General features: G+C 64.0%; 27 protein-coding genes. 15 read left to right on the top strand and 12 right to left on the bottom strand.

Translation table 11 applies throughout. The features are described 5' to 3' along the window. The first annotated feature begins 132 nt into the window (after nt 1–132). The 5 genes from metX to IFU31_RS09835 all read left to right on the top strand — a co-directional run bounded on the left by metX (nt 133) and on the right by IFU31_RS09835 (nt 4,128). Nucleotides 133–1,272 carry a homoserine O-succinyltransferase MetX gene (metX, locus tag IFU31_RS09855; RefSeq protein WP_122480513.1) on the top strand — a complete coding sequence of 380 codons (1,140 nt, stop codon included), beginning with the start codon at nt 133–135 and terminating at the stop codon, nt 1,270–1,272. Nucleotides 1,273–1,279: 7 nt separating this feature from the next. After that, nucleotides 1,280–1,900, top strand: a complete 621-nt coding sequence (gene metW, locus IFU31_RS09850; RefSeq protein WP_043191520.1) for a methionine biosynthesis protein MetW — start codon at nt 1,280–1,282, stop codon at nt 1,898–1,900. Between the two features lie 112 nt (nt 1,901–2,012). Further along, nucleotides 2,013–2,609 (top strand): RdgB/HAM1 family non-canonical purine NTP pyrophosphatase, encoded by a 597-nt coding sequence (gene rdgB, locus IFU31_RS09845; protein WP_192102823.1) that lies wholly within the window; start codon nt 2,013–2,015, stop codon nt 2,607–2,609. Continuing rightward, nucleotides 2,606–3,793, top strand: a complete 1,188-nt coding sequence (gene hemW / locus IFU31_RS09840) for a radical SAM family heme chaperone HemW (RefSeq protein ID WP_192055874.1) — start codon at nt 2,606–2,608, stop codon at nt 3,791–3,793. The genes rdgB and hemW overlap by 4 nt, the downstream gene beginning before the upstream one ends. Nucleotides 3,794–3,804: 11 nt before the next feature. Then, nucleotides 3,805–4,128 carry a DUF3392 domain-containing protein gene (locus tag IFU31_RS09835; RefSeq protein ID WP_122480515.1) on the top strand — a complete coding sequence of 108 codons (324 nt, stop codon included), beginning with the start codon at nt 3,805–3,807 and terminating at the stop codon, nt 4,126–4,128. A 10-nt stretch (nt 4,129–4,138) separates the two neighbouring features. Here the strand turns inward: IFU31_RS09835 and trmB are convergent, their stop codons facing one another. The 4 genes from trmB to IFU31_RS09815 form a co-directional block, all read right to left on the bottom strand. Further along, the gene (gene trmB / locus IFU31_RS09830) at nt 4,139–4,861 is read right to left on the bottom strand and encodes a tRNA (guanosine(46)-N7)-methyltransferase TrmB (RefSeq protein WP_122480516.1); all 723 of its coding nucleotides are present in this window, start codon (nt 4,859–4,861) and stop codon (nt 4,139–4,141) included. A 9-nt stretch (nt 4,862–4,870) separates the two neighbouring features. After that, complete coding sequence (locus tag IFU31_RS09825) at nt 4,871–5,665, bottom strand: thiazole synthase (protein WP_122480517.1); 795 nt, start codon at nt 5,663–5,665, stop codon at nt 4,871–4,873. 54 nt (nt 5,666–5,719) lie between these two features. Continuing rightward, the gene (thiS, locus tag IFU31_RS09820) at nt 5,720–5,935 is read right to left on the bottom strand and encodes a sulfur carrier protein ThiS (RefSeq protein ID WP_446731029.1); all 216 of its coding nucleotides are present in this window, start codon (nt 5,933–5,935) and stop codon (nt 5,720–5,722) included. Between the two features lie 70 nt (nt 5,936–6,005). Beyond that, the gene (locus IFU31_RS09815) at nt 6,006–6,377 is read right to left on the bottom strand and encodes a DUF423 domain-containing protein (protein WP_122480518.1); all 372 of its coding nucleotides are present in this window, start codon (nt 6,375–6,377) and stop codon (nt 6,006–6,008) included. 79 nt (nt 6,378–6,456) lie between these two features. On the opposite strand from IFU31_RS09815, the gene mtgA reads away from it, so the two are divergent. After that, complete coding sequence (mtgA, locus tag IFU31_RS09810; RefSeq protein ID WP_122480672.1) at nt 6,457–7,179, top strand: monofunctional biosynthetic peptidoglycan transglycosylase; 723 nt, start codon at nt 6,457–6,459, stop codon at nt 7,177–7,179. A 104-nt stretch (nt 7,180–7,283) separates the two neighbouring features. On the opposite strand, the gene rpoH is transcribed toward mtgA, so the two are convergent. From rpoH to ftsY, 4 genes are all read right to left on the bottom strand, one after another. After that, nucleotides 7,284–8,138, bottom strand: a complete 855-nt coding sequence (gene rpoH / locus IFU31_RS09805) for an RNA polymerase sigma factor RpoH (RefSeq protein ID WP_043191535.1) — start codon at nt 8,136–8,138, stop codon at nt 7,284–7,286. Nucleotides 8,139–8,292: 154 nt separating this feature from the next. Next, nucleotides 8,293–9,324: a permease-like cell division protein FtsX gene (gene ftsX, locus IFU31_RS09800; protein WP_122714503.1), complete on the bottom strand. Its 1,032-nt coding sequence runs from the start codon at nt 9,322–9,324 to the stop codon at nt 8,293–8,295. After that, entirely contained in the window at nt 9,321–9,992 is a 672-nt protein-coding gene (gene ftsE, locus IFU31_RS09795; protein WP_122480520.1) for a cell division ATP-binding protein FtsE, read from the bottom strand. The genes ftsX and ftsE overlap by 4 nt, the downstream gene beginning before the upstream one ends. Next, nucleotides 9,989–11,464, bottom strand: a complete 1,476-nt coding sequence (ftsY, locus tag IFU31_RS09790) for a signal recognition particle-docking protein FtsY (RefSeq protein ID WP_192102822.1) — start codon at nt 11,462–11,464, stop codon at nt 9,989–9,991. The genes ftsE and ftsY overlap by 4 nt, the downstream gene beginning before the upstream one ends. Nucleotides 11,465–11,696: 232 nt before the next feature. Between ftsY and IFU31_RS09785 the strand changes: the two genes are divergently transcribed. From IFU31_RS09785 to IFU31_RS09770, 4 genes are read left to right on the top strand one after another with little or no spacing between them, the layout of a single operon-like run. Beyond that, nucleotides 11,697–13,052, top strand: coding sequence for a M16 family metallopeptidase (locus tag IFU31_RS09785; protein ID WP_192102821.1), 1,356 nt, complete (start codon nt 11,697–11,699; stop codon nt 13,050–13,052). Next, nucleotides 13,045–14,520: a M16 family metallopeptidase gene (locus IFU31_RS09780; protein ID WP_192102820.1), complete on the top strand. Its 1,476-nt coding sequence runs from the start codon at nt 13,045–13,047 to the stop codon at nt 14,518–14,520. Before IFU31_RS09785 ends, IFU31_RS09780 begins: the two co-directional genes overlap by 8 nt. After that, nucleotides 14,520–15,107 (top strand): 16S rRNA (guanine(966)-N(2))-methyltransferase RsmD, encoded by a 588-nt coding sequence (gene rsmD, locus IFU31_RS09775; RefSeq protein ID WP_122480524.1) that lies wholly within the window; start codon nt 14,520–14,522, stop codon nt 15,105–15,107. Before IFU31_RS09780 ends, rsmD begins: the two co-directional genes overlap by 1 nt. A 24-nt stretch (nt 15,108–15,131) precedes the next feature. Continuing rightward, entirely contained in the window at nt 15,132–16,163 is a 1,032-nt protein-coding gene (locus IFU31_RS09770) for a hydrolase (protein WP_192102819.1), read from the top strand. Here IFU31_RS09770 and IFU31_RS09765 read toward each other — a convergent pair. Further along, on the bottom strand, nt 16,126–16,980 hold the full coding sequence (locus IFU31_RS09765; RefSeq protein WP_192102818.1) for a sulfurtransferase: 855 nt from the start codon (nt 16,978–16,980) through the stop codon (nt 16,126–16,128). The genes IFU31_RS09770 and IFU31_RS09765 overlap by 38 nt on opposite strands. Nucleotides 16,981–17,248: 268 nt before the next feature. On the opposite strand from IFU31_RS09765, the gene coaD reads away from it, so the two are divergent. Both coaD and IFU31_RS09755 read left to right on the top strand, forming a co-directional pair. After that, nucleotides 17,249–17,731, top strand: coding sequence for a pantetheine-phosphate adenylyltransferase (gene coaD / locus IFU31_RS09760; RefSeq protein WP_122480527.1), 483 nt, complete (start codon nt 17,249–17,251; stop codon nt 17,729–17,731). Between the two features lie 101 nt (nt 17,732–17,832). Then, nucleotides 17,833–18,084 carry a YfhL family 4Fe-4S dicluster ferredoxin gene (locus IFU31_RS09755; RefSeq protein ID WP_043191560.1) on the top strand — a complete coding sequence of 84 codons (252 nt, stop codon included), beginning with the start codon at nt 17,833–17,835 and terminating at the stop codon, nt 18,082–18,084. 34 nt (nt 18,085–18,118) lie between these two features. Here the strand turns inward: IFU31_RS09755 and IFU31_RS09750 are convergent, their stop codons facing one another. Continuing rightward, nucleotides 18,119–18,463 (bottom strand): multidrug transporter, encoded by a 345-nt coding sequence (locus tag IFU31_RS09750; protein WP_192102817.1) that lies wholly within the window; start codon nt 18,461–18,463, stop codon nt 18,119–18,121. A gap of 109 nt (nt 18,464–18,572) precedes the next feature. Next, nucleotides 18,573–19,385 (bottom strand): bifunctional DNA-formamidopyrimidine glycosylase/DNA-(apurinic or apyrimidinic site) lyase, encoded by an 813-nt coding sequence (gene mutM, locus IFU31_RS09745; protein WP_122480529.1) that lies wholly within the window; start codon nt 19,383–19,385, stop codon nt 18,573–18,575. Nucleotides 19,386–19,570: 185 nt separating this feature from the next. Between mutM and IFU31_RS09740 the strand changes: the two genes are divergently transcribed. The 3 genes from IFU31_RS09740 (at nt 19,571) to IFU31_RS09730 (ending at nt 24,723) form a co-directional block, all read left to right on the top strand. Then, complete coding sequence (locus IFU31_RS09740) at nt 19,571–20,767, top strand: class I SAM-dependent rRNA methyltransferase (RefSeq protein WP_122480530.1); 1,197 nt, start codon at nt 19,571–19,573, stop codon at nt 20,765–20,767. Nucleotides 20,768–21,282: 515 nt separating this feature from the next. Beyond that, nucleotides 21,283–23,124 carry a dihydroxy-acid dehydratase gene (ilvD, locus tag IFU31_RS09735; RefSeq protein WP_122795915.1) on the top strand — a complete coding sequence of 614 codons (1,842 nt, stop codon included), beginning with the start codon at nt 21,283–21,285 and terminating at the stop codon, nt 23,122–23,124. 207 nt (nt 23,125–23,331) lie between these two features. Further along, a complete protein-coding gene (locus IFU31_RS09730; RefSeq protein WP_192102816.1) occupies nt 23,332–24,723 on the top strand; it encodes an L-cystine transporter in 1,392 nt (463 codons plus the stop codon). A gap of 58 nt (nt 24,724–24,781) precedes the next feature. Here IFU31_RS09730 and IFU31_RS09725 read toward each other — a convergent pair whose 3' ends face one another. After that, on the bottom strand, nt 24,782–25,294 hold the full coding sequence (locus IFU31_RS09725; protein ID WP_192102815.1) for a dihydrofolate reductase: 513 nt from the start codon (nt 25,292–25,294) through the stop codon (nt 24,782–24,784). Nucleotides 25,295–25,296: the final 2 nt, after the last annotated feature.

The raw sequence follows: 25,296 nt of genomic DNA, 5'->3' as shown, positions 1-25,296 counted from the left end.
GAAGGTCCCGATGGGCTTTCACGCACGCGGCAAACGCTCCCTGCCTGCGTGCCTCCAACCCCGCCAAGCGCTGCTTGCCCCTGTGCCCCGCGCTCTTTAGACTTACGCCTCATTCAAGCGTGAGCAGGGTCGATGTCCACTGTCTTTCCCGATGATTGCGTCGGTCTGGTCGTTCCACAAATTGCCCACTTCAGCGAACCCCTGGCCCTGGCCTGCGGACGCTCGCTGCCCGCCTACGACCTGATCTACGAGACTTACGGCCAGCTCAACGCCAGTGCCAGCAACGCGGTGCTGATTTGCCACGCGCTGTCGGGCCATCACCACGCCGCCGGCTACCACTCCGCCGACGACCGCAAGCCGGGTTGGTGGGACAGCTGCATCGGTCCCGGCAAGCCCATCGATACCAACCGCTTCTTCGTGGTCAGCCTGAACAATCTGGGCGGCTGCAACGGTTCCACCGGGCCCAGCAGCATCGATCCCGACACCGGCAAACCGTTCGGCGCCGATTTCCCGGTATTGACCGTCGAAGACTGGGTTCACAGCCAGGCCTGCCTGGCAGACGCCCTGGGAATCACCCAGTGGGCGGCGGTGGTTGGAGGCAGCCTGGGCGGCATGCAGGCCTTGCAGTGGACCATCACCTACCCCGAGCGCGTTCGTCACTGCCTGGCAATCGCTTCGGCGCCCAAGCTCAGCGCACAGAACATCGCCTTCAACGAGGTGGCGCGTCAGGCCATCCTGTCCGACCCCGAGTTCCATGGCGGTGATTTCCAGGCCCGCGGGGTGATACCCAAACGCGGCCTGATGCTGGCGCGCATGGTCGGGCACATCACGTACCTGTCGGATGATTCGATGGGCGAGAAATTCGGCCGCGGCCTCAAGAGCGAAAAGCTCAACTACGATTTCCACAGCGTGGAATTCCAGGTGGAAAGCTACCTGCGTTATCAGGGCGAGGAATTCTCCGGTCGCTTCGACGCCAATACCTACCTGCTGATGACCAAGGCGCTGGACTACTTCGACCCTGCCGCAGCTCACGACGATGATCTGGCCGCCACGTTCGCCCATGTGCAGGCCAAGTTCTGCGTGATGTCGTTCACCACCGACTGGCGTTTTTCGCCAGCGCGCTCGCGCGAGCTGGTCGACGCCTTGATGGCCGCGAAGAAAGACGTCTGCTACCTGGAAATCGACGCGCCACAGGGGCATGACGCTTTCCTGATCCCCATTCCACGGTATCTGCAGGCGTTCAGCAGCTACATGAACCGCATTGCACTGTGAGGCATCCATGAGAGCTGACCTAGAAATCATCCAGGACTGGATCCCTGCCGGCAGCCGCGTGCTCGACCTGGGCTGTGGCAATGGCGAGTTGCTCGCCTGGCTGCGCGACCACAAGCAGGTCACCGGCTATGGCCTGGAAATCGATGCGGACAACATCACCGAATGCGTGCGCAAGGGCATCAACGTCATCGAGCAGGACCTGGACAAAGGCCTGGGCAATTTCGCCAGCAACAGCTTCGACATCGTGGTCATGACCCAGGCGCTGCAGGCCGTGGAATACCCTGACCGCATTCTTGACGAAATGCTGCGGGTCGGTCGCCAGTGCATCATCACCTTCCCCAATTTTGGCCACTGGCGCTGCCGTTGGTACCTGGCCAGCAAGGGCCACATGCCGGTGTCCGAGTTCCTGCCCTATACCTGGTACAACACGCCGAACATCCACTTCTGCACCTTTGCCGACTTCGAGGCCCTGTGCAGCGAGCGTCGCGCGCAGGTGCTCAACCGCCTGGCGGTGGATCAACAGCACCGCCACGGGTGGGCGAGCAAGATCTGGCCAAACCTTCTGGGCGAGATCGGCATCTACCGGGTCAGCAGCCCCGGTCTGCAGGAGCATCGGGTGGCGGTGTAGACGGCTTTTCGCGGTCTGTGGGAGCGGGCTCTGCCCGCGAAGCTGACGACTGGATACATCAGACAGACTGCATGAACTGGCTCTTTGAACCCTTCGGAACCCATTCACAACCATGATCAATTTCACCCAACTCGTCCTCGCCAGCCATAACGCCGGCAAGCTCAAGGAACTGCAGGCCATGCTCGGCGGTGCGGTGCAACTTCGCTCGGTCGGCGAATTCAGCCAGGTCGAGCCCGAGGAAACCGGGCTGTCGTTCGTCGAGAACGCCATCCTCAAGGCACGCAACGCTGCGCGCCTGTCCGGCCTGCCGGCACTGGCGGACGATTCCGGCCTGGCCGTGGACTTCCTCGGCGGTGCCCCGGGCATCTATTCGGCGCGCTATGCCGATGGCCAGGGCGATGCCGCCAACAATGCCAAGCTGCTCGACGCCTTGCAGGGCGTACCCGACGAGGCGCGCGGTGCGCAGTTCGTCTGTGTGCTGGCCCTGGTGCGGCACGCCGACGACCCGCTGCCGATCCTCTGCGAAGGGCTCTGGCACGGCCGCATCCTGCACGCCGCCAGCGGTGCTCACGGATTCGGCTACGACCCGTTGTTCTGGGTGCCCGAGCGCAACTGTTCAAGCGCCGAACTCGACCCTACGCAAAAGAACCAACTGAGCCACCGCGCCCGTGCCATGGCCTTGCTGCGCCAACGCCTGAGCCTTGCATGAACGACCAACTGCTTTATCCGCCGGCACCGCGTCCCGACCAGGCGCTGGCGCAATTGCCGCCCCTGGCGCTGTACATCCACATCCCCTGGTGCGTGCGCAAATGCCCGTACTGCGACTTCAATTCCCACACCGCCAGCCCGGTTCTGCCTGAAGAAGAATACGTCGACGCCCTGCTGGCCGACCTGGACCAGGACTTGCCCGCGGTCTACGGACGCCCGCTGAGTTCGATCTTCTTCGGCGGCGGTACGCCCAGCCTGTTCAGCGCGGCCGCCCTGGGCAGACTGCTGGCCGGCGTCGAGCAACGCATCGCCTTCGCGCCCGACATCGAGATCACCCTGGAGGCCAACCCCGGGACCTTCGAACAGGACAAGTTCGTCGCCTATCGCAAGCTGGGGATCAACCGCCTGTCCATCGGCATCCAGAGCTTCCAGCCGCAGAAGCTCGAGGCGCTGGGCCGCATCCACACCGGTGACGAAGCCTTGCGCGCTGCCGAAATGGCGCGCCGCGCCGGTTTCGACAACTTCAACCTGGACCTGATGCACGGCCTGCCCGATCAGTCCCTGGAAGAGGCACTGGATGATCTGCGCCAGGCCATTGCCCTGGCGCCCACGCACCTGTCCTGGTACCAGCTGACCCTGGAACCCAACACGGTGTTCTGGAACCAGCCACCCGTGCTGCCCGAGGACGATATTCTCTGGGACATCCAGGAGGCCGGTCAGGCCCTGCTGGCCGAGCATGGCTTCGGCCAGTACGAAGTGTCGGCCTATGCCAGGCCAGGCAAGGCAGCGCGGCACAACCTCAACTACTGGAGCTTCGGCGACTTCATCGGCATCGGCGCCGGTGCCCACGGCAAGCTGAGCCACCCTGATGGACGCATCGTGCGTACCTGGAAAACCCGCCTGCCCAAGGATTACCTGAACCCCGCCAAACCATTCAAGGCCGGCGAGAAGGCCTTGGCCGCAGACGAGTTGCCCTTCGAGTTCCTGATGAACGCGCTGCGCCTCACCCAGGGCGTCGACGCCGGGCTGTTCGCGCAACGCACCGGCCTGTCCCTGCAGTCACTGGCGACGGCACGCGCCAACGCCGAACAAAAGGGCCTTTTACAGGTCGAACCGACGCGTCTGGTCGCCACTGCCCGCGGGCAGTTGTTCCTCAACGACCTGCTGCAATACTTCCTGGTATAAGGATTGTCCTGATGGATTTCGTGCTCGATCTGCTCGCCACCGTGTCCCGCTGGGGCCGAGGCAACCTTTCGGAGATCTCCCTGGCCTTGGTGGGCTGTGTGCTGGTGCTGTTCGGCGCCGATGTGAAGGCGTGGGCCGAGGGCCGCCTGGGCTCGCTCTCAGGCATGCTGCGAGTGCCCCTGATCGCCTTGATGTGCGTGATCGGCAGTGGCGCGGCCTTGATCTATGCCACGCCCTGGGTGCTGAAGGGGTTGAGCCAGTTCAACAACTACAGCCTGGCGCCGGTGCTGTTGGTGGTGTTGGTGCTGCTGGGGATTGTCGCTGATCGCAAATGATGCGTGAGCCTCAATCGACCTTCTCGAACTTCAGATCCCACACCCCATGCCCCAGCCGCTCACCGCGGCGTTCGAACTTGGTCACCGGCCGCTCGGCCGGACGCGGTACGCAACCGCCATCGGCCGCCTGGTTGCGGTAACCGGGCGCAACGTTCATGACTTCCAGCATGTACTCGGCATAGGGTTCCCAATCGGTCGCCATGTGCAGCACACCACCGACTTTCAGCTTGCTGCGAACCAGTTCGGCGAACGCCGGCTGGACGATGCGCCGCTTGTGGTGGCGCGCCTTGTGCCATGGGTCCGGGAAAAACAGCAGCAGGCGATCCAGGCTGTTGTCGGCAACGCACTGCTTGAGCACTTCGATGGCATCGCAGTCGTAGACCCGCAGGTTTTTCAGGCCCTGGGTCAGGACGCCGTTGAGCAGCGCGCCAACGCCAGGCCGGTGTACTTCAACACCGATGAAATCCAGCTCCGGCGAGGCCGCTGCCATCTCGAGCAGCGAGTGGCCCATGCCGAAGCCGATCTCCAGGGTGCGCGGCGCAGTGCGGCCGAACACCTGGTCAAAGTCGGCCGGTTCATCGGTCAGTGGCAGCACGAACAGCGGCTTGCCCTGGTCCAGGCCACGCTGCTGACCTTCGGTCATGCGTCCGGCGCGCATCACGAAGCTCTTGATAGCGCGGTGCTGGCGCGGTTCGCCTTCGTTGGACGTTGGCGTTTCTTGCGAGTCAGTCATCGGGGGCTCTTACTTGATCAGGCCATCCAGCGGCGAAGAGGCGCTGGCATAGAGTTTTTTCGGCATGCGCCCGGCCAGATAGGCCATGCGCCCGGCAATGATGGCGTGCTTCATGGCCGCGCCCATCATGATCGGATCCTGCGCGTGGGCGATGGCCGAGTTCATCAGCACCGCTTCACAGCCCAGTTCCATGGCTATGGTGGCGTCGGACGCGGTACCCACGCCGGCATCGACCAGTACCGGGACCTTGGCTTCTTCCAGGATGATCTGCAGGTTGTACGGGTTGCAGATACCCAGGCCAGTGCCGATCAAGCCAGCCAGCGGCATGACTGCGATGCAGCCGATCTCGGCCAACTGGCGAGCGATGATCGGGTCATCGCTGGTGTAGACCATCACGTCGAAACCGTCCTTGACCAGCACTTCGGCGGCCTTGAGGGTTTCGATCACGTTGGGGAACAGGGTCTTCTGGTCGGCCAGCACTTCCAGCTTGACCAGGTTGTGGCCATCGAGCAGCTCGCGGGCCAGGCGACAGGTGCGCACTGCCTCCACGGCGTCGTAGCAACCGGCGGTGTTGGGCAGAATGGTGTAGCGATCCGGCGGCAGCACGTCGAGCAGGTTCGGCTCGCCGGGGTTCTGGCCGATATTGGTACGGCGCACGGCGACCGTGACGATCTGGGCGCCCGAGGCTTCGATGGCCAGGCGCGTCTGCTCGAGGTCGCGGTACTTGCCGGTGCCGACCAGAAGGCGCGACTCGAAGGTGCGACCGGCCAAGGTGAATGGCTTGTCAATGCGAGCATTGCTCATCGGAATTCCTCTGCTGAGGTAAAGATACGAACGTGGAAGGTGCCGGCGACTCGATCAGCCGCCGCCGATGGCGTGAACCACTTCGATCTGGTCGCCCTCGCCCAGTACGGTGTCACCGTGCTGGCTGCGCGGGACGATGTCCTGGTTCAGCTCGACGGCCACGCGGCGGCCGACCAGCTCGAGACGGACCAGCAGCCCGGCAACGGTTTCGCCGTCGGGAAGTTCGAAAGGGTCGCCGTTCAATTGAATGCGCATGCGGTCGACAGCCATCATTTTTTGGGGGTCGCCATTCTAGCCCGATCGCCGAGGATTCCCAAGGCCAAGCCGACCACCCGCGCGATCAGCCCAGGCGCCAGGCGACCATACCCAGGCACAGCCAACCGGCGAGCAAGGCCAGGCCGCCGAACGGGGTCACGATACCCAGCTTGCTGACGCCGGTCAGGGTCAACAGATACAGGCTGCCCGAGAACAACACGATACCCAGACAGAACAGCGCGCCCGCCCAGCCCACCAGGCGCCCTGGCACATGGACGCTGAGCAGCGCGACCCCGAACAACGCCAATGTGTGGATAAGTTGGTAGCTGACGCCGGTCTGGAAAATGGCCAGGTACTCGGCGCTCAGGCGGTTCTTCAAACCGTGGGCGGCGAAGGCGCCGAGCGCCACACCGGTAAAGCCGAAGAACGCAGCCAGCATCATGAACGTACGCAGCATCCAGGTGTGTCCTCATAAAGCCGTGTTGCACTGCAGGGTCTGTATAATGGCCCGCTCACCCGGCCAGGCCAAGCCCTTCATGCTGCAATCCTTCTTCCGCCGTCTGTGCAAGACCCTGCTCTGGTTCGTCGCCGCAAGCGTGGCCGTGGTGGTGATCTTTCGCTTCATTCCACCGCCGGGCACCATGCTCATGGCCGAACGCAAGATCGAATCCTTGATCGACGGCCAGCCGATCGACCTGCAACGCGATTGGCAACCCTGGGCGAACATTGCCGACGATCTCAAGGTGGCGGTGATCGCCGGCGAAGATCAACGTTTCGCCGAGCACTGGGGCTTCGACATCGCCGCCATCCGTGCAGCGTTTGCCCACAACGAAGAAGGTGGCTCGCTGCGCGGTGCCAGCACTCTGAGCCAGCAGGTGGCGAAGAACGTATTTCTATGGTCGGGCCGCAGCTGGTTGCGCAAAGGCCTGGAGGCGTGGTTCACCGGCCTGATCGAGATGTTCTGGTCCAAGCAGCGCATCCTCGAGGTGTACCTCAACAGTGCGGAATGGGATGACGGGGTGTTCGGCGCCGAGGCGGCCGCGCGGCATCATTTCGGCGTGGGCGCAGCTCAACTGTCCCGCCAGCAAGCCAGCCTGCTGGCCGCCGTGCTGCCCAACCCGCGCAACTGGAGTGCCAGCCGGCCCAGCCCTTACGTGGCTCGCCGCGCGGGCTGGATCCGCCAGCAAATGGGCCAACTCGGCGGGCATGACTATCTGCTGCGCCTCAACATGCCGCGCCCGGCGCCCTGGGCGGATTAGGCCACGTCTGTGTGAGAGTGCGGCAAGCCCTCTCCCGCAAAGACTTCCTGCCAGGCAACAAAAAGCCCCGAACCAGTCGGGGCTTTTCAATTCAACACATCACATCAAGCCGCGATCGAAACCTTCAGCTTGTTCATCGCACTCTTTTCCAGCTGACGAATGCGCTCGGCCGACACGTTGTACTTCTCGGCCAGCTCGTGCAGCGTCGCCTTTTCCTCGGCCAACCAGCGCTGGTAGAGGATGTCGCGGCTGCGATCGTCCAGCACCTGCAGGGCTTCGTGCAAGTTGGTGTTGGAGTTGTCGCTCCAATCGGCGTCTTCCAGTTGGCGCGCCGGGTCGTAGCGATGGTCTTCCAAGTAGTTCGCCGGGGACTGGAACGCACTGTCGTCGTCTGCTTCGGCAGCCGGATCGAAGGCCATGTCATGGCCGGTCAGGCGGCTTTCCATCTCGCGGACTTCACGCGGCTCCACACCGAGGCTTTCGGCCACGCGGTGCACTTCCTCGTTGTTCAGCCAGGCCAGACGCTTCTTCTGGCTGCGCAGATTGAAGAACAGCTTGCGCTGCGCCTTGGTGGTCGCCACCTTGACGATGCGCCAGTTGCGCAGAATGAACTCGTGGATTTCAGCCTTGATCCAGTGCACGGCGAACGACACCAGGCGCACACCCATTTCCGGGTTGAAACGCTTTACGGCCTTCATCAGGCCGACGTTGCCTTCCTGGATAAGGTCGGCTTGAGCCAGGCCGTAGCCCGAATAGCTGCGCGCGATATGCACGACGAAACGCAGGTGAGCGAGCACCATCTGCCGAGCCGCTCCAAGATCCTGCTCATAGTAGAGACTCTCGGCCAGTTCACGCTCCTGCTCGGGTGTCAGCAAGGGAATGCTGTTCACCGTGTGCACATAGGCTTCCAGGTTCGCACCCGGCACCAGCGCATAAGCAGGTTGCAAAGAAGTGGTCATACGAAAAAACCTCCGACTCACATGACTCGTGCCCGTGGGCACTGCGAAAAATTGACCGGAAACCAGTGGACAAGTTCCCTATGACGCTTTAACGGTCAATGACAATAAAGTTAACTTGAATACACGTTCACACAGCACACATATCTGTTGCAGGCTAACGCGGCGCCAGTTCGCGCAGGTGCCGCCAGACCGCAATCCACGCACCGATATACCCTAACAATACCGCGCCTAGCAAGAGCGACAAGCCGTCGGCGACGGGAACCCCACCCAGGGCGAAGTCGCTGCCGTACAGGCCGGAAAGCCCGGTGACCGCATCGTTGAGCCAATCCAGGCCGAAGGCCAGGATGCCCCAGGCAAAAATGCCTGCACCGAAGCCGTACAGCGCACCCATGTACAGGAAAGGTCGACGCACGTAGCTGTCCGTGCCCCCTACCAGTTTGATGACCTCGATTTCGATGCGCCGGTTCTCGATGTGCAGACGAATGGTGTTGCCGATCACCAGCAGCAACGCCGACACCAGCAGCAGGGTCAGGCCGAACACGAACCGGTCGCCCAGCTTGAGAATCGCCGCCAGGCGCTCCACCCATACCAGGTCCAGCTGCGCCTGCTGCACCTTGGGCAGTTCGGCGAGTTGCTGGCGCAGGGTTTCCAGGGCGGCCTTGTCGATTTCCAGCGGGGTGACCACCACTACGCCGGGCAGTGGGTTCTCGGGCAGCTCCTTGAGCGCCTCGCCCAGCCCGGACTGCTGCTGAAACTCGCCCAGCGCCTGCTCGCGACTGATGAACTCGGCCTGCGCCACGCCCGACAGCCCCTTGATCTGCGTCACCAGGGCCTGGCCCTCGCGCTCGCCGGCATCGAGTTCCAGGTACAGCGAAATCTGCGCCGCGCGCTGCCACGAACCGCCCAGCCGCTCGACGTTCTTGAGCAGCAGAGACAGGCCCATGGGCAAGCTCAAGGCCACGGCCATGACCAGGCAGGTAAAGAAGCTGCCGATCGGCTGCTTGCCCAGACGGCGCAGGCTGTCGACCCAACTGGCGCGATGGCTTTCGACCCAGGCGCGCAGCAAGCTGCTGAACGGCGGCCCGTCGTCTTCGTCACGCTGGCGTTTCTTCGGCTTCTGCGGTGTGGGCTCGCCGCCTTTGGGCGCTACCCGGTCCGCGACCTTGGGACTGCGTGTCGCACTCATTGTCCTGCCTCTCCGTCACCGATCAGGCGCCCGCGCTGCAGCGTCAGCATGCGGTGGCGCATGCGCGCGATCAGCGCCAGATCGTGGCTGGCAATCAGCACGCTGGTGCCTAGCCGGTTGATGTCTTCGAAGACCCCCATGATCTCGGCCGCCAGACGCGGGTCGAGGTTGCCGGTGGGTTCATCGGCGAGCAGCAAGGCTGGCTGATGGACGATGGCCCGGGCAATGCCCACGCGCTGTTGCTGGCCCGTCGACAAGTCGCCGGGGTACAGGTCGGCCTTGTCCGCCAACGCCACGCGCTCGAGAGCCGAATCGACCTTCTTGGCGATTTCCGGCTTGCTCAACCCGAGGATCTGCAGCGGCAAGGCGATGTTGTTGAACACCGTACGGTCGAACAGCAGCTGGTGGTTCTGGAACACCACGCCGATCTGGCGGCGCAGGAACGGGATCTGCGCATTGGTGATCTGTCCCAGGTCCTGGCCGGCCAGCAGCAGCTTGCCGCTGGTGGGCCGTTCCATCGCCAGCAGCAGGCGCAGCAAGGTACTTTTGCCCGCGCCCGAATGACCGGTAACGAACAGGAATTCGCCACGCCGCACCCGAAAGCTCAGTTCATGCAGACCGACATGGCCGTTGGGGTAGCGCTTGGCAACCTGTTCGAATCGAATCATGAAGGCTCCCGCTCGGCGAACAAGGCCTGGACGAAGGGTTCTGCCTCGAAGGTACGCAGGTCATCGATGCCCTCGCCCACGCCGATGTAGCGAATGGGCAGGCCGAACTGCTTGGCCAGCGCGAAGATCACGCCACCTTTGGCGGTGCCGTCGAGCTTGGTCAGGGCCAGGCCGGTCAGGGCCACGGTCTGGTTGAACTGCTTGGCCTGGTTGATCGCGTTCTGCCCGGTACCGGCATCGAGCACCAGCAGGACTTCGTGCGGCGCCTGCTCGTCGAGCTTGCCCATCACCCGACGGACCTTCTTCAGCTCTTCCATCAGGTTGTCCTTGGTGTGCAGACGACCTGCGGTGTCGGCGATCAGGACATCGATGCCGCGCGACTTGGCGGCCTGCACGGCGTCGAAGATCACCGAGGCGGAATCGGCACCGGTATGCTGGGCGATGACCGGGATATTGTTGCGCTCGCCCCACACCTGCAACTGCTCGACGGCTGCGGCACGGAACGTGTCACCCGCCGCCAGCATGACCTTCTTGCCTTCGAGCTGCAGCTTCTTGGCCAGCTTGCCGATGGTGGTGGTCTTGCCGGCGCCGTTGACGCCCACCACCAGAATCACGAACGGCTGGTGCTCGGCCCTGATCACCAACGGCTGCTCGACCGGCCGCAGCAGGGCGGTCAGCTCGCTTTGCAAAGCCTTGTACAAGGCGGCGGCATCGGTCAGTTCCTTGCGTGCCACCCTGCGGGTCAGGCTCTGGATGATCACCGACGTGGCCTCGACGCCGACATCGGCGGTCAGCAGGCGGGTTTCCAGCTCTTCGAGCAGGTCGTCATCAATGATCTTGTTACCCAGAAACAGGCTGGCCATGCCTTCGCCAAGGCTGGCGCTGGTCTTGGCCAGGCCCTGCTTGAGGCGGGCGAAGAAGCCGGTCTTGGTCTGCCCTGGAGGTTGCGCGGCAGCAACCGCAGGCGTCGGCGCTTCGACACGGGGCGCAGCGACGGTTGCCACGGGTACGGGCAGCGGTGGCGCAGGTACCGGGGCTGGCGCGCCGGGCGCTGCCGGCGCTGGTGGCGAAACAGGAACATGAGCAGGCTCGACGGCCACCGGGGCCGGCGCTTCCGGCCGCGGAGCGATGACCGGCGGCGTTTGCGGGGCATCGTCCTCGACCAGCGCCACGGGCTCCTCGGGAACCGGGAGCACCAGGCCGTGCGGGGCAGGCTGCTCGACCGGTACGGCAGCGGGCTCGGCCTGCGGCGCCAGAACCGGCTCCGGTGCGAGCGCCACTGCAGCTTCCACGGAAGCCTGCGGGATCGCCTCGGCAGCGGCGGCGTCGGCTGCTGCAGGCAGATCCTGGGCGGCAGGGGTTGGCGGCTGTTCGGCGACAGGTGTCTGCGGCTTCTTGCGCAGCCATCCGAACAGGCCTTTCTTTTCACCGGCCGGGGCCGGGGTCTTTTTGTCGTCGTTGGAACCAAACATGGAAGACGGCTATCTCAAGGTAGCGACGCGCCAGGCGGCGAGTCGGAAAAAATTCGAAGACGCAACACAGACTGCTTTTACGCCGGCTCGTTCACGCGCAACATTTTGTCGAGTTGCCCGGGCAGGTTCATGCCTTCCAGGCATGGCCCCCAGCGAACCGGATCAGTATCCTAGCACCTCCTCGCCCGTAGACGCTAAGGCCACGCGGGCAGCTCTCAAGGTTCTGAATCCCATGAATGTCCTCGCCCGCCGCGCCGCAGGCCTGCTGCTCTGCATGCTCAGCCTGCCTTTGGCAGCTTTTGCCGCCGATACACAGCCCACGCACGAATTCACCCTGGACAACGGCCTCAAGGTCGTCGTGCGAGAGGATCACCGCGCCCCGGTGGTGGTTTCCCAGATCTGGTACAAGGTCGGCTCCAGCTACGAAACCCCCGGCCAGACCGGCCTGTCCCACGCCCTTGAACACATGATGTTCAAGGGCACCGACAAACTGGGCCCCGGCGAAGGCTCGCGCATCCTGCGCGACCTCGGCGCCGAAGAAAACGCCTTCACCAGCGACGACTACACCGCCTATTACGAAGTGCTGGCCAAGGACCGCCTGGCCGTGGCGTTCGACCTCGAAGCCGACCGCATGGCCAGCCTCAGCCTGCCCGCCGAAGAATTCGCTCGGGAAATCGAAGTCATCAAGGAAGAACGCCGCCTGCGCACGGACGACAAGCCCAGCGCCAAGGCGTACGAGATCTTCAAGGCCATGGCCTTCCCGGCCAGTGGCTACCACACGCCCACCATCGGCTGGATGGCCGACCTGGAACGCATGAAGGTCGAAGAGCTGCGCCATTGGTACCAGGCCTGGTACGTGCCCAACAACGCCACCCTGGTGGTGGTAGGCGACGTCAAGCCAGACGAGGTCAAGGCCCTGGCCCAACGTTTCTTCGGCAACATCGCCCGACGCCCCACCCCACCGGCGAAGATCCCGCTGGAACTGGCCAACCCCGGCCAGCGCCTGGCCACATTGCACGTACGCACTCAACTGCCGAGCCTGCTGTACGGCTTCAACGTCCCGGCCCTGGCCACTGCCGACAAGCCGCGCGACGTCCAGGCCCTGCGGCTGATTTCCGCACTGCTCGACGGCGGCTACAGCGCGCGCATGGCCACACGCCTCGAACGCGGCGAGGAACTGATCTCCAGCGGCGGCGCCCGGTACGATGCCTTCACCCGCGGCGACAGTCTGTTCTTCATTTCCGCGACGCCCAATGCGCAGAAGAAAAAAACCCTCGCCGATGTCGAGAAAGGCCTCTGGAAACTGCTCGACGAGCTCAAGACCACGCCGCCCTCGGCCGACGAGCTGGAGCGCGTGCGCGCTCAGGTCATCGCCGACCTGGTCTACAGCCGCGACTCCATCAGCAGCCAGGCCACCACCATCGGCATGCTCGAAACCGTGGGGTTGTCGTGGAAACTCATGGACAGCGAACTCGAAGACCTCAAGAGCGTGACGCCGCAGGACATCCAGAACGCCGCACGCACCTATTTCACCCGCGATCGCTTGAGTATCGCCCACGTTCTGCCAGAGGAAGCCGCTCATGAGTGAGCCCACCACCCCCCGTCGTTTCCTGGCTGGCTCGACCCTTCTGGTGCTGGTCGGCTGCCTGGCCACTTTCGCCGCCCAGGCTGCGGACGCCACCGGCGCTGGCCAACCCGCGCGCGGCCTGCAATCGGTGAGCGAGCTGGGCAACACCGCACCCAGCCATCGCCGCCTCGACATTCAAAGCTGGAAAACCGCCGAAGGCGCCAAGGTCCTGTTCGTAGAGGCCCATGAGCTGCCGATGTTCGACCTGCGGCTTACCTTCGCCGCCGGCAGCAGTCAGGATCAGAACCATCCCGGCATCGCCGTGCTGACCAATGCCATGCTCAACGAAGGCGTAGCCGGCAAGGACGTCAGCGCCATCGCCCAGGGCTTCGAAGGCCTGGGCGCGGACTTTTCCAACGGCGCCTATCGTGACATGGCCGTCGCGTCGCTTCGCAGCCTCAGCGATACCGACAAGCGCACCCCTGCCCTCAAGCTGTTCGCCGAGGTCGTCGGCAAACCGACCTTCCCGGCAGACGCCCTGGTACGCATCAAGAACCAACTGCTCGCCAGCTTCGAATTCCAGAAGCAGAACCCTGCCAAGCTGGCCAGCAACGAGCTGTTCACGCAGCTGTATGGCAGCCATCCGTATGCGCACCCCAGCGAGGGCGACGCCAAGAGCCTGCCGCGCCTGAGCATCGAGCAGCTGCGGGCCTTCCATCAACGTGCCTATGCTGCAGGCAACGCGGTGATCGCCATCGTCGGCGACCTGTCGCGCGGCGAAGCCGAGCAGATCGCCGCACAGGTATCCAGCGCCCTGCCCAAGGGCCCTGCGCTGGCCAAGCCGGCGCAACCAGCCGCGCCCGCAGCCGGTGTGACCCATATCGACTTCCCGTCCAAGCAGACGCAGATGTTCATTGCGCAGCTGGGCATCGACCGCAAGGACCCGGATTTCGCCGCGCTGTCCATGGGCAACCAGATCCTGGGCGGCGGTTCCTTCGGTACCCGCCTGATGAGCGAGGTCCGGGAAAAACGCGGGCTGACCTATGGGGTGTACTCGGGCTTCACGCCGATGCAGGTGCGCGGTCCGTTCCTGATCAACCTGCAGACCCGTGCCGAGCTCGGCGACGGCACCTTGAAGCTGGTGCAGGACATCCTGCGCGATTACCTCAAGACCGGCCCCACCCAGGAAGAATTGGACAACGCCAAACGCGAACAAGCCGGCAGCTTCCCGCTGTCCAATGCCAGCAACGCGAGCATCGTCGCGCAACTGGGCGCCACCGGTTTCTACGACATGCCGCTGACCTGGATGGAAGACTTCCTGCAGCAATCCCAGGCGCTGACCGTGGAGCAGGTGAAAGCTGCGATGAACAAACATCTGGATGCCGATAAACTGGTGATCGTCACGGCTGGCCCCAAGGTTGCGCAGCAACCGTTGCCGGCCCCTACGGACACACCCAATGAGCAACCGCTCGGCGTACCGGAGCACTGATGGCCAGCGTCAAAACCAAGCAACTCCATAGTGGCCAAGGCCACCTGCGCATCATTGGCGGCCAGTGGCGCAGCCGCAAACTGAGCTTCCCGGAAGCGCCCGGTCTGCGCCCTACCCCGGATCGGGTGCGTGAAACACTGTTCAACTGGCTGGCAGCGCACATCGAAGGTGCCAAGGTGCTGGACGCCTTCACCGGCAGCGGCGCTTTGTACCTCGAAGCGCTGTCGCGCGGCGCCAGCATGGCACTGGCACTGGATGCCAATGCCAGTGCCATTTCCAGCCTTCGGCAAAATCTCGACCTGCTCGGGTGTGCCGTCGGCCAACTGCTGCAAAGCGACGCGCTCAAGTACCTGGAAACCCAGACCCCAAGCGCATTCGACCTGGTGTTCCTCGACCCCCCTTTCCACCAGAACCTGCTGCCAGCCACCTGCACACTGCTTGAAGACAAAGGCTGGCTGGCCGCGCGGGCCTGGATCTACACGGAGAGCGAGGCACCGCCCTCTGCGCTGCAGATGCCGGCAACATGGCGCCTGCACCGCGAGAAGAAAGCCGGACAGGTTTACTACTCCCTGTGGCAGCGTGGCTGACACAGGCTTGCCAAGGCAGCCACGTTGAACCCAACGCACTCCAGCTTCCGCCCGGCCCTTGGGCTGGGCAACCCGCATCTACAGACGCTGTGGGGCCCTTTGTGGCGCAAGCAACCGGCAATGGCGCGCGAGCGCGAACGCCTGTGGCTGGAGGACGGCGACTTCGTCGACCTCGATTGGCACGGCCCACACGCACCCCATGCGCCACTGGTGCTGGTATTGCACGGCCTGACCGGATCATCCAACTCGCCCTACGTCGCCGGCCTGCAACGGCAGTTGGGGCTGCACGGTTGCGCAAGCGTGGCCGTCAACTGGCGCGGCTGCTCCGGCGAGCCCAACCTGTTGGCGCGCAGCTACCATTCCGGCGCCAGCGAAGACTTGCTGCACGTACTCGACCACCTGGGCAGGCAACGACCCCTGGCGCCGCTTTACGCCGTCGGTTATTCACTGGGTGGCAACATCCTGCTCAAGCACCTGGGTGAAAGCGGAGCGAACAGCCCATTGCAGGCCGCGGTGGCGGTATCGGTGCCGTTTCGCCTGGACCAGTGTGCCGACCGCATGACCCAGGGCTTTTCCAGGGTGTACCAGGCGCATTTCATGCGCGCCATGCTCGGCTACCTGACCGACAAGCGCAGCCGCTTCCAGCACGAGGGGCAGCACGAGGGACTGGCCGCGCTCGAAGCGCTGGGCTCGCTGCAGGGCATCAGGACCTTCTGGGATTTCGACGGGCAGGTCACGGCTCCGCTGCACGGCTTCAAGGATGCCCAGGACTACTATCGCCGCTCGTCGAGTCGCTACTACCTGGGCGGCGTCGCCAAACCCACGCTGATCATCCAGGCCAAGGACGATCCGTTCGTGTTTGCCCACAGCCTGCCCACCGCCGAGGAGATGTCGCCCTGCATCGAGTTCGAACTGCATGCGCGGGGCGGGCACGTCGGCTTCGTCGATGGCAGCCTGCGCAACCCCGGCTATTATCTGGAGCGGCGCATACCGCAATGGCTGAACCAGTGGATCGAGTTCATGGCCCCTTCTGCACGGGTCGCTGCGGGTCGGTGATCCAGTCGCTCCAGGAGCCTGGATACAGCGTCGCCAACGGGTAGCCCGCCAAGGCCATGGCGAATAGGTTGTGGCAGGCGGTGACGCCCGAGCCGCAGTAGGCCACGGCCTGTTCCACAGGACGGCCCTTGAGTTGAGCATCGAACCGCTCACGCAACTGTTGCACAGGGAGAAAGCGCCCATCGGGCCCGAGGTTCTCGGTAAAGGCTGCGCACTGTGCGCCGGGAATATGCCCCGCCACAGGGTCGATGGGTTCGACCTCGCCCAGAAACCTGGGCAATGCGCGTGCGTCCAGCAAGGTCAACCCGGGCGATTGCAGGCGCGCCTGCAGCTGGGCCGCATCGACCACACGCTCGTCGTCGGGCGCTGCAATGAAATCGCCTGGCTCGGTGGACGCTGCATCCAGACTCAAAGGCAGTCCGGCGGCGTGCCACGCCGCCAGCCCGCCGTCGAGAAGGAAGACGCCGTCGCGCTTGCCCAGCCAGGTCAGCAGCCACCACGCACGTGCCGCATAGGCACCCGGCCCGTCATCGTAGAGAACCACCCGACTGTCTGCACCGATGCCCCAACGCTGCAGCCGTTCCTGCAACTGTCCAGGCTCGGGCAGCGGATGACGCCCGGTGACGCCTCTGACCGCCGGGGCGCTGAGGTCACGGCCCAGGTCGGCGAAACAGGCACCGGCGATGTGGCCCTCGGCATAGCTGCGCTGGCCGTAATCGGCGTCTTCCAGGCTGTAGCGGCAGTCGAGCAGGACCCATCCGGGGGAATCGATATGTTCGGCGAGCGCTTGCGGGCTGATCAGTTGCGCGAGGGGCATGAAGGACTCCGGCGGGGATGAATGATGGACCTGCGCGCAGCTGGAAAAGCTCGGGCAAAATCGATCGCGGCATGAATCACTGTAGCAGTCGGCACACCCGTTCGCGCGGCGCGTCGGGGCTGGCGGCCATCGTACAACGAGCGGCCGACCACCGCGACAGCGTGCCACAGGCGATCCTGCTTGCATTGCGCCATGGATGCAGGCTTGGCCCACCTCTCCGGCTGCGATACCATCGCATTCCCCAACAGATTCCCGCCAGGACGCCGTGATGAACCGAGTGTTGTACCCAGGTACCTTCGACCCTATCACCAAGGGTCACGGTGATCTGGTCGAACGCGCCTCGCGCCTGTTCGATCACGTGATCATCGCGGTCGCCGCGAGCCCCAAGAAAAACCCCCTGTTCGCCCTCGAGCAACGGGTGGAGTTGGCCCGCGAAGTGACGCGGCACCTGCCGAACGTCGAGGTCGTGGGCTTCTCGACCCTGCTCGCGCACTTTGCCAAGGAGCAGAACGCCAACGTGTTGCTGCGCGGCCTGCGGGCGGTGTCCGATTTCGAATACGAGTTCCAGCTGGCCAACATGAATCGGCAACTGGCCCCGGATGTGGAAAGCCTGTTCCTTACCCCTTCGGAACGCTATTCCTTCATTTCGTCGACGCTGGTGCGGGAAATTGCGGCCCTGGGTGGAGACATCACCAAGTTCGTCCACCCGGCCGTGGCCGAGGCGCTCACCCTGCGCTTCAGCAACAAGTAGCCGGCAAAGGTTGCGCCCGCGTGCACTGCGGGCGCTAATGCGGCACAATTGCGCCCATCGGTTTTCACATGCCTGGGCCGTAGTCTCGGGCCGGAGTCTTCATGTCCCTTATCATCACCGACGATTGCATCAACTGCGACGTCTGCGAACCCGAGTGCCCGAACGCTGCCATTTCCCAGGGGGAAGAGATCTACGTGATCGATCCCAACCTGTGTACCCAGTGCGTAGGCCACTACGACGAGCCACAGTGCCAGCAGGTCTGCCCGGTGGATTGCATACCGCTGGACGAAGCGCATCCTGAATCCCAGGAACAGCTGATGGCCAAGTACAAGCAGATCACCGGCAAGCATTGATTCCAGCGCGCTGGCAGATGCGCCAGCGGCACGCTCAGTCGCGGTTGCCGTAGCCGCTGTTCGTGCAGCCCAGGCAACGCACGAAGGCGGCCCGGCCCGGATCGACCACCAAGGCCTTGCCGCTGGCGCCGACGTTGCCACCGGCGGCGGTGAACGGCAATGCGATCACGAACAGCCCCGCGCCCACGATAGTGGCGGCCACCAGCAGCGGCCGCGCGATCAGCAGATCGCCGATCATGGCATAGGCCGGCGGATTCTGGATCTGGTAGGTCGGGTCACCGCTGCTCGTGCTCATGCTCGAATCGGCGGCAGTGGCCGGCACGACGTGCAGGCCGAAACTGACGATCAGCGCCAGCGACAGGGTTCGAAACAGGTTCATGGCACAATCCTTCTGCTCACGTGGGGCGACTGCGATTTGCGATGGGGTCATCAGGGATGCAAGTAACTATATCAGTTGCCCGCCATTGTGCAGGCCGCGCGCAGCCGGATCATGTCTGGCAGCGCGGACAATACACACTGGCACGCTGGCCCAGCTTGACCTCGCGCAGGGTGGTACCGCACACCTTGCACAGCTGCCCACCCCGGCCATAGGCGAACAATTCCTGCTGAAAGTAGCCCGGCTGTCCATCTCCGCCGATGAAGTCGCGCAACGTGGTACCACCGCGTTCGATCGCGTAGGCCAGGATGCGCTTGATCTCGACCGCCAGGCGCAGGTAGCGGCCGCGCGATATGCCCCCTGCCGCGCGGCGCGGGTCGATACCGGCGGCGAACAGCGCTTCGGTCGCATAGATATTACCCACCCCGACCACCACCGCGTTGTCCATGATGAACGGCTTGACCGCCATGCTGCGGCCACGCGACAGCTGAAACAGCCGTTCGCCGTCGAACAGCTCGGTCAACGGTTCGGGGCCCAGCCCCTGAAGCAGTGTGTGGTTGAGCGCATCCAGGCTCCAGAGCATGGCGCCGAAACGCCGCGGATCGGTGTAGCGCAAGGCCATGCCCGATTCCAGCTCGATGTCGACATGCTCGTGCTTGAGCGCCGGCAGGCCGGCTTCGACCAGGCGCAGGTTGCCCGACATGCCCAGGTGGCTGATCAAGGTGCCGACTTCGGCGTTGATCAACAGGTACTTGGCCCGCCGCTCGACGGCCACGATCCGCTGCCCGGACAACCGCGCATCCAGATCTTCGGGAATCGGCCAGCGCAGGCGCCGGTCGCGGACGATCACGCGGCTCACGCGCTGCCCTTCCAGGTGCGGGGCAATGCCCCGGCGAGTGGTTTCTACTTCGGGTAATTCAGGCATGGGCCCCCTGATGCGAAACGCGGATCGATAGGCAATCGTGCCCCAGGCTCGACGCCTCGGACACCCTGAGATTCTAACCGCTAAGCCCCGCAGCGCCCACCGTGCGCACCGGGTCATTTGTCGAATGAGCCGTCGGGGACGGGGACGGCGGGTTATACTCCCGCTCTTTTTTCCGGAGCGACTTCATGTCCCTGCCCAGCCTTCGCCTCAAAGCCAACGCCGACCGCCGCCTGCGCGCCGGACACCTGTGGGTCTACAGCAACGAGATCGACGTGGCCGCCACTCCGCTGAACGGGTTCCAGGCGGGCGATCAGGCCATTCTCGAAGCGGCGGGTGGCAAGCCCCTGGGCGTGGTCGCAATGAGTCCGAACAACCTGATCTGCGCTCGCTTGCTGTCGCGCGACGTCAAGCTGAGCCTGGACAAGTCGCTGCTGGTGCACCGCCTCAACGTGTGTCTGTCGTTGCGCGAGCGCCTGTTCGACAAGCCGTTCTATCGCCTGGTATTCGGCGATTCCGACCTGCTGCCGGGCCTCGTGGTGGATCGCTTCGGCGACATCCTGGTGGTGCAGCTGGCTTCGGCCACCATGGAACGCTACAAGGCCGATGTCATGGCCGCATTGATCCAGGTGATCAAACCCAGCGGCATTCTGTTCAAGAACGACTCAGCCGCCCGCGATGCCGAAGGCCTGGAGCGCTACGTGGAGAGCGCCTTTGGTGTGGTGCCGGAGTGGGTCGCCCTGGAAGAGAACGGCGTGAAGTTCGAAGCGCCGGTGATGGAAGGCCAGAAGACCGGCTGGTTCTACGACCACCGCATGAACCGCGCGCGCCTGGCGCCGTACGTCAAGGGCAAGCGCGTGCTCGACCTGTTCAGCTACATCGGCGGCTGGGGCGTGCAGGCCGGTGCCTTCGGCGCCAGCGAAGTATTCTGCGTCGACGCTTCGGGCTTCGCCCTCGATGGCGTCGAGCGCAATGCCGCGCTCAACGGCTTCGCCGAAAAAGTCACCTGCGTGGAAGGCGACGTGTTCGAAGCCTTGAAAGAGCTGAAGGCCGCCGAAGAACGCTTCGACGTGATCGTGGCTGACCCGCCCGCGTTCATCAAGCGCAAGAAAGACCTGAAGAACGGCGAAGGCGCCTACCGCCGCCTCAACGAACAAGCCATGCGCCTGCTCAGCAAGGACGGCATCCTGGTCAGCGCCTCGTGCTCCATGCACCTGCCCGAAGACGATCTGCAGAACATCCTGCTGACCAGCGCCCGCCACCTGGACCGCAACATCCAACTGCTGGAACGCGGCGGCCAAGGCCCGGACCACCCGGTGCATCCAGCGATTCCGGAAACGCGGTACATCAAGAGCATTACGTGCCGGTTGTTGCCTAATAGCTGACGTACCGCGGCGCCTGGTTCGCGGCCACGGACCGCTCCTACAGAGAATTGTGTCGCCCGTGGGAGCGGTCATCGGCCGCGAAAAGGACGACGTGCACTGGCTGATGCACCGCGGCGCCTGGTTCGCGGCCACGGACCGCTCCTACAGAGAATTGTGTCGTCCGTGGGAGCGGTCATCGGCCGGGAAAAGGACGACGCGCACTGGCTGATGCACCGCGGCGCTTGGTTCGCGGCCACGGACCGCTCCTACGGAGAATCAAGAGGGCCTGGCCGCGTCAGGCCTTACTGCCGATTACTTGCCCTGCCCCACGTTCCATCCTTCCCCCATGGGTGTAGAATCGCCCTACTCATCGCCAATCATCCCCCGGCGGGTTTATGAGCTCGGCCGAACGCGTGGCGATCCCGCAGCGTTACCGGCCTCATCCGCAAGCACGGCAACACACCGCCCGAGCGTGCCGCGGACCAGGAAAAGCTCAATCCCTCATTGCAACCCGATTAGCCGCCCGGAGTCGTTCCATGCCTGACTATCGCTCGAAAACGTCCACCCACGGTCGCAACATGGCCGGTGCCCGCGCGCTGTGGCGTGCCACTGGCATGAAGGACGACGATTTCAAGAAACCGATCATTGCCATCGCCAACTCGTTCACCCAGTTCGTGCCGGGGCATGTGCACCTCAAGGATCTCGGTCAGCTGGTTGCACGCGAAATCGAGCGCGCCGGCGGCGTGGCCAAGGAATTTAACACGATTGCCGTGGACGACGGCATTGCCATGGGCCACGACGGGATGCTGTATTCCCTGCCCAGCCGCGAGATCATCGCCGACTCGGTCGAGTACATGGTCAACGCCCACTGCGCCGATGCCATCGTGTGCATCTCCAACTGCGACAAGATCACTCCTGGCATGCTGATGGCCGCCTTGCGCCTGAACATTCCGGTGATCTTCGTTTCCGGCGGGCCGATGGAAGCCGGCAAGACCAAGCTGGCCAGCCACGGCCTGGACCTGGTCGACGCCATGGTGATTGCCGCCGACGATACCGCTTCGGATGAAAAGGTCGCCGAATACGAGCGCAGCGCCTGCCCGACCTGCGGTTCGTGTTCAGGCATGTTCACCGCCAACTCGATGAACTGCCTGACCGAGGCCCTGGGCCTGGCTCTGCCGGGCAACGGTTCCACCCTGGCGACCCACAGTGACCGCGAGCAGCTGTTCCTGCAGGCGGGCCGCACCATCGTCGAGCTGTGCAAGCGCTACTACGGCGAGGACGACGCGTCGGTCCTGCCGCGCAATATCGCCAACTTCAAGGCATTCGAAAACGCCATGATGCTGGACATCGCCATGGGTGGTTCGACCAACACCATCCTGCACCTGCTGGCCGCTGCCCAGGAAGCCGAGATCGAATTCGACCTGCGCGACATCGATCGCTTGTCGCGTACCGTGCCGCAGCTGTGCAAGGTCGCGCCGAACATTCAGAAATACCATATGGAAGACGTGCACCGCGCTGGCGGCATCTTCAGCATCCTCGGCTCGCTGGCCCGTGGCGGCCTGCTGCACACCGACCTGCCGACCGTGCACAGCCGCAGCATGGCCGAAGGCATCGCCAAGTGGGACATCACCCAGACCACCGACGAAGCGGTGCACCACTTCTTCAAGGCCGGCCCCGGTGGCATACCGACGCAAACTGCCTTCAGCCAGTCGACCCGCTGGGACACCTTGGACGACGACCGCGAAAACGGCTGCATCCGCAGCTTCGAACACGCCTACTCCCAGGAAGGTGGCCTTGCCGTGCTCTACGGCAACATCGCAATGGATGGCTGCGTGGTGAAGACCGCCGGCGTGGATGAGTCCATCCACGTGTTCGAGGGCAACGCCAAGATCTTCGAAAGCCAGGACAGCGCGGTGCGTGGCATCCTTGCCGACGAAGTGCAGGCCGGTGACATCGTGATCATCCGCTACGAAGGCCCCAAGGGTGGGCCGGGCATGCAGGAGATGCTGTACCCGACGTCGTACCTCAAGTCCAAGGGCCTGGGCAAAGCCTGCGCGCTCCTCACCGACGGACGTTTCTCGGGCGGCACGTCCGGCCTGTCGATCGGCCACGCATCGCCTGAAGCGGCGGCAGGTGGTGCCATTGGCCTGGTGCAGGACGGCGACAAGGTGCTGATCGACATTCCCAACCGCTCGATCAACCTGCTGGTGGACGATGCCGAACTGGCTGCCCGTCGTGCCGAGCAGGACAAGAAAGGCTGGAAGCCGGTCGAGGTGCGTCCACGCAAGGTGACCACCGCACTCAAGGCCTATGCCCTGCTGGCCACCAGCGCCGACAAGGGCGCGGTACGCAACAAGGCGATGCTCGACGGGCTGTAAGACGCTCTTCGCTAGCAGGACCCTGCAGGCCGGTCTTCACGCAACCTCTGGTGAAGACCGGCCATTTGCCGTGAGGGCCCAGACGCTTATTCCAAAAACGCCTAACGATCTTCCATTCCGATATTAATTACCTTTCGATTCAGGGTGTTAGCATTCGCGATTGACCAGCGTCCGTAGAGCCGCGGTCGTCAATCTTTCGGAGCTGACATGAACCTGCCCCTGCTGTTGAACCTGCTGATCTTCGCGGCATTGCTGCTGGGTCTGGCACAAACGCGTCGCACCGACTGGAGCCTGGCCAAGAAGGTCTTGCTGGGCCTTGCCTTGGGCGTTCTGTTCGGTATCGGCCTGCACACCGTCTACGGTGCCGGCCACCCTGTGCTCAAAAGCACCATCAGTTGGCTGGAACTGGTTGGCAACGGCTATGTGCAACTGTTGCAGATGATCGTCATGCCACTGATCTTCGCGTCCATCCTCAGTGCGGTGGCCCGTCTGCACAATGCCTCTTCGCTGGGCAAGATCAGCTTCCTGACCATCGGCACGCTGCTGTTCACCACCGCAATCGCAGCACTGATCGGTATCGGTCTGACCAACCTGTTCGGCCTGACCGCCGAGGGCCTGGTCGCCGGGACCCAGGAAACGGCACGTCTGGCGACGATCCAGAGCGACTATGCGGGCAAGGTGGCCGACCTCAACGTGCCGCAACTGCTGCTCTCGTTCATTCCGCAGAACCCCTTCGCCGACCTGGCACGGGCCAAACCCACGTCGATCATCAGCGTGGTGATCTTTGCCGCGTTCCTGGGCATGGCGGCTTTGCAGCTGTTCAAGGACGATGCCGACAAAGGGACGAAAGTGCTGGGTGCGATCGACGTGCTGCAGGCCTGGGTGATGCGTCTGGTGCGGCTGGTGATGAAGCTGACGCCCTACGGTGTGCTGGCTCTGATGGCCAAGGTGGTCGCCAGTTCCAACGTGCAGGACATCGTCAAGCTGGGCAGTTTCGTGGTGGTATCGTACATCGGCCTGGCATTGATGTTCGCGGTGCACGGGCTGCTGCTGAGCCTGGCTGGGGTCAATCCGCTGCGGTTCTTCCGCAAGGTGTGGCCGGTGCTGACCTTTGCCTTCACCAGCCGCTCGAGCGCGGCGACCATTCCACTGAGCATCGAAGCGCAGACTCGTCGCTTGGGCGTACCTCAAGCGATCGCCAGCTTCGCCGCCTCCTTTGGCGCGACGATCGGCCAGAATGGCTGCGCTGGCCTGTATCCAGCCATGCTGGCGGTGATGGTCGCGCCCACGGTTGGGATCAACCCACTCGATCCACTGTGGATCGCCACGTTGGTGGGCATCGTCACCCTGAGTTCGGCCGGTGTGGCAGGGGTGGGCGGCGGCGCGACCTTTGCTGCATTGATCGTACTGCCGGCCATGGGCTTGCCGGTCACCCTGGTGGCGCTGCTGATTTCAGTCGAGCCGCTGATCGACATGGGCCGCACGGCACTGAACGTGAGCGGGTCGATGGCGGCGGGCACCATTACCAGCCAAGTGATGGGTCAGACCGACCAGGCTTTGCTGGCAGCCGATGAGCACAAGGAACTGGCTTCGGCGTAACCGCTGCTGCCTGTTCGTGGGCGCCCTCTCGAACAGGCGGCGCGAACAGGCCATCCGATCATCTGCGCGCCCATACCTCGAACGCGTAGGCCGGCTTGTCGTCGACCGCTTCGTTGGGCACGCTCGACACCCTCTGCCATTGGTTCTCGTCGAACTCGGGAAACCAGGCGTCCCCTTCCGGGTGCAAGGCTACCCGCGTCAGGTACAGGCGATCCGCCTGAGCAAGGCCCAGCTCGTACAGCTGCGCGCCACCAATGAGCATCACTTCCTCGGCGCCCTGTTCGCGAGCCCAGGCTTCGGCACGCTCGATGGCCGCCTGCAGCGAAGTGAATACTTCGGCACCCGGCAGTTGCAGGTCCGGCTGTCGGCTGACCACCAGGTTCAGGCGCCCCGGCAGTGGTCGGCCGAGCGAGTCCCAGGTCTTGCGACCCATGATGATGGGCTTGCCCAGGGTGGTTGCCTTGAAATACTTGAAATCCCCCGGCAGGTGCCAGGGCATGCTGTTGTCGATGCCGATCACGCGGTTCTCGGCGAGCGCCGCGATCAGGCTTAAAGGGAGAGATGTCTTCATGG

Source organism: Pseudomonas sp. CFBP 13602, assembly GCF_014842725.1.
GTDB lineage: Bacteria > Pseudomonadota > Gammaproteobacteria > Pseudomonadales > Pseudomonadaceae > Aquipseudomonas > Aquipseudomonas baltica.
The sequence above is the reverse complement of the archived record's forward strand: the minus strand, read 5'-3'. Positions and strand labels throughout refer to the sequence as shown.

Coding starts and splice junctions, on each gene's coding strand:
- metX (WP_122480513.1), top strand. CDS start 133: ATGTCCACTGTCTTTCCCGATGATTGCGTCGGTCTGGTCGTTCCACAA.
- metW (WP_043191520.1), top strand. CDS start 1,280: ATGAGAGCTGACCTAGAAATCATCCAGGACTGGATCCCTGCCGGCAGC.
- rdgB (WP_192102823.1), top strand. CDS start 2,013: ATGATCAATTTCACCCAACTCGTCCTCGCCAGCCATAACGCCGGCAAG.
- hemW (WP_192055874.1), top strand. CDS start 2,606: ATGAACGACCAACTGCTTTATCCGCCGGCACCGCGTCCCGACCAGGCG.
- IFU31_RS09835 (WP_122480515.1), top strand. CDS start 3,805: ATGGATTTCGTGCTCGATCTGCTCGCCACCGTGTCCCGCTGGGGCCGA.
- trmB (WP_122480516.1), bottom strand. CDS start 4,861: ATGACTGACTCGCAAGAAACGCCAACGTCCAACGAAGGCGAACCGCGC.
- IFU31_RS09825 (WP_122480517.1), bottom strand. CDS start 5,665: ATGAGCAATGCTCGCATTGACAAGCCATTCACCTTGGCCGGTCGCACC.
- thiS (WP_446731029.1), bottom strand. CDS start 5,935: ATGGCTGTCGACCGCATGCGCATTCAATTGAACGGCGACCCTTTCGAA.
- IFU31_RS09815 (WP_122480518.1), bottom strand. CDS start 6,377: ATGCTGCGTACGTTCATGATGCTGGCTGCGTTCTTCGGCTTTACCGGT.
- mtgA (WP_122480672.1), top strand. CDS start 6,457: ATGCTGCAATCCTTCTTCCGCCGTCTGTGCAAGACCCTGCTCTGGTTC.
- rpoH (WP_043191535.1), bottom strand. CDS start 8,138: ATGACCACTTCTTTGCAACCTGCTTATGCGCTGGTGCCGGGTGCGAAC.
- ftsX (WP_122714503.1), bottom strand. CDS start 9,324: ATGAGTGCGACACGCAGTCCCAAGGTCGCGGACCGGGTAGCGCCCAAA.
- ftsE (WP_122480520.1), bottom strand. CDS start 9,992: ATGATTCGATTCGAACAGGTTGCCAAGCGCTACCCCAACGGCCATGTC.
- ftsY (WP_192102822.1), bottom strand. CDS start 11,464: ATGTTTGGTTCCAACGACGACAAAAAGACCCCGGCCCCGGCCGGTGAA.
- IFU31_RS09785 (WP_192102821.1), top strand. CDS start 11,697: ATGAATGTCCTCGCCCGCCGCGCCGCAGGCCTGCTGCTCTGCATGCTC.
- IFU31_RS09780 (WP_192102820.1), top strand. CDS start 13,045: ATGAGTGAGCCCACCACCCCCCGTCGTTTCCTGGCTGGCTCGACCCTT.
- rsmD (WP_122480524.1), top strand. CDS start 14,520: ATGGCCAGCGTCAAAACCAAGCAACTCCATAGTGGCCAAGGCCACCTG.
- IFU31_RS09765 (WP_192102818.1), bottom strand. CDS start 16,980: ATGCCCCTCGCGCAACTGATCAGCCCGCAAGCGCTCGCCGAACATATC.
- coaD (WP_122480527.1), top strand. CDS start 17,249: ATGAACCGAGTGTTGTACCCAGGTACCTTCGACCCTATCACCAAGGGT.
- IFU31_RS09755 (WP_043191560.1), top strand. CDS start 17,833: ATGTCCCTTATCATCACCGACGATTGCATCAACTGCGACGTCTGCGAA.
- IFU31_RS09750 (WP_192102817.1), bottom strand. CDS start 18,463: ATGAACCTGTTTCGAACCCTGTCGCTGGCGCTGATCGTCAGTTTCGGC.
- mutM (WP_122480529.1), bottom strand. CDS start 19,385: ATGCCTGAATTACCCGAAGTAGAAACCACTCGCCGGGGCATTGCCCCG.
- IFU31_RS09740 (WP_122480530.1), top strand. CDS start 19,571: ATGTCCCTGCCCAGCCTTCGCCTCAAAGCCAACGCCGACCGCCGCCTG.
- ilvD (WP_122795915.1), top strand. CDS start 21,283: ATGCCTGACTATCGCTCGAAAACGTCCACCCACGGTCGCAACATGGCC.
- IFU31_RS09730 (WP_192102816.1), top strand. CDS start 23,332: ATGAACCTGCCCCTGCTGTTGAACCTGCTGATCTTCGCGGCATTGCTG.
- IFU31_RS09725 (WP_192102815.1), bottom strand. CDS start 25,294: ATGAAGACATCTCTCCCTTTAAGCCTGATCGCGGCGCTCGCCGAGAAC.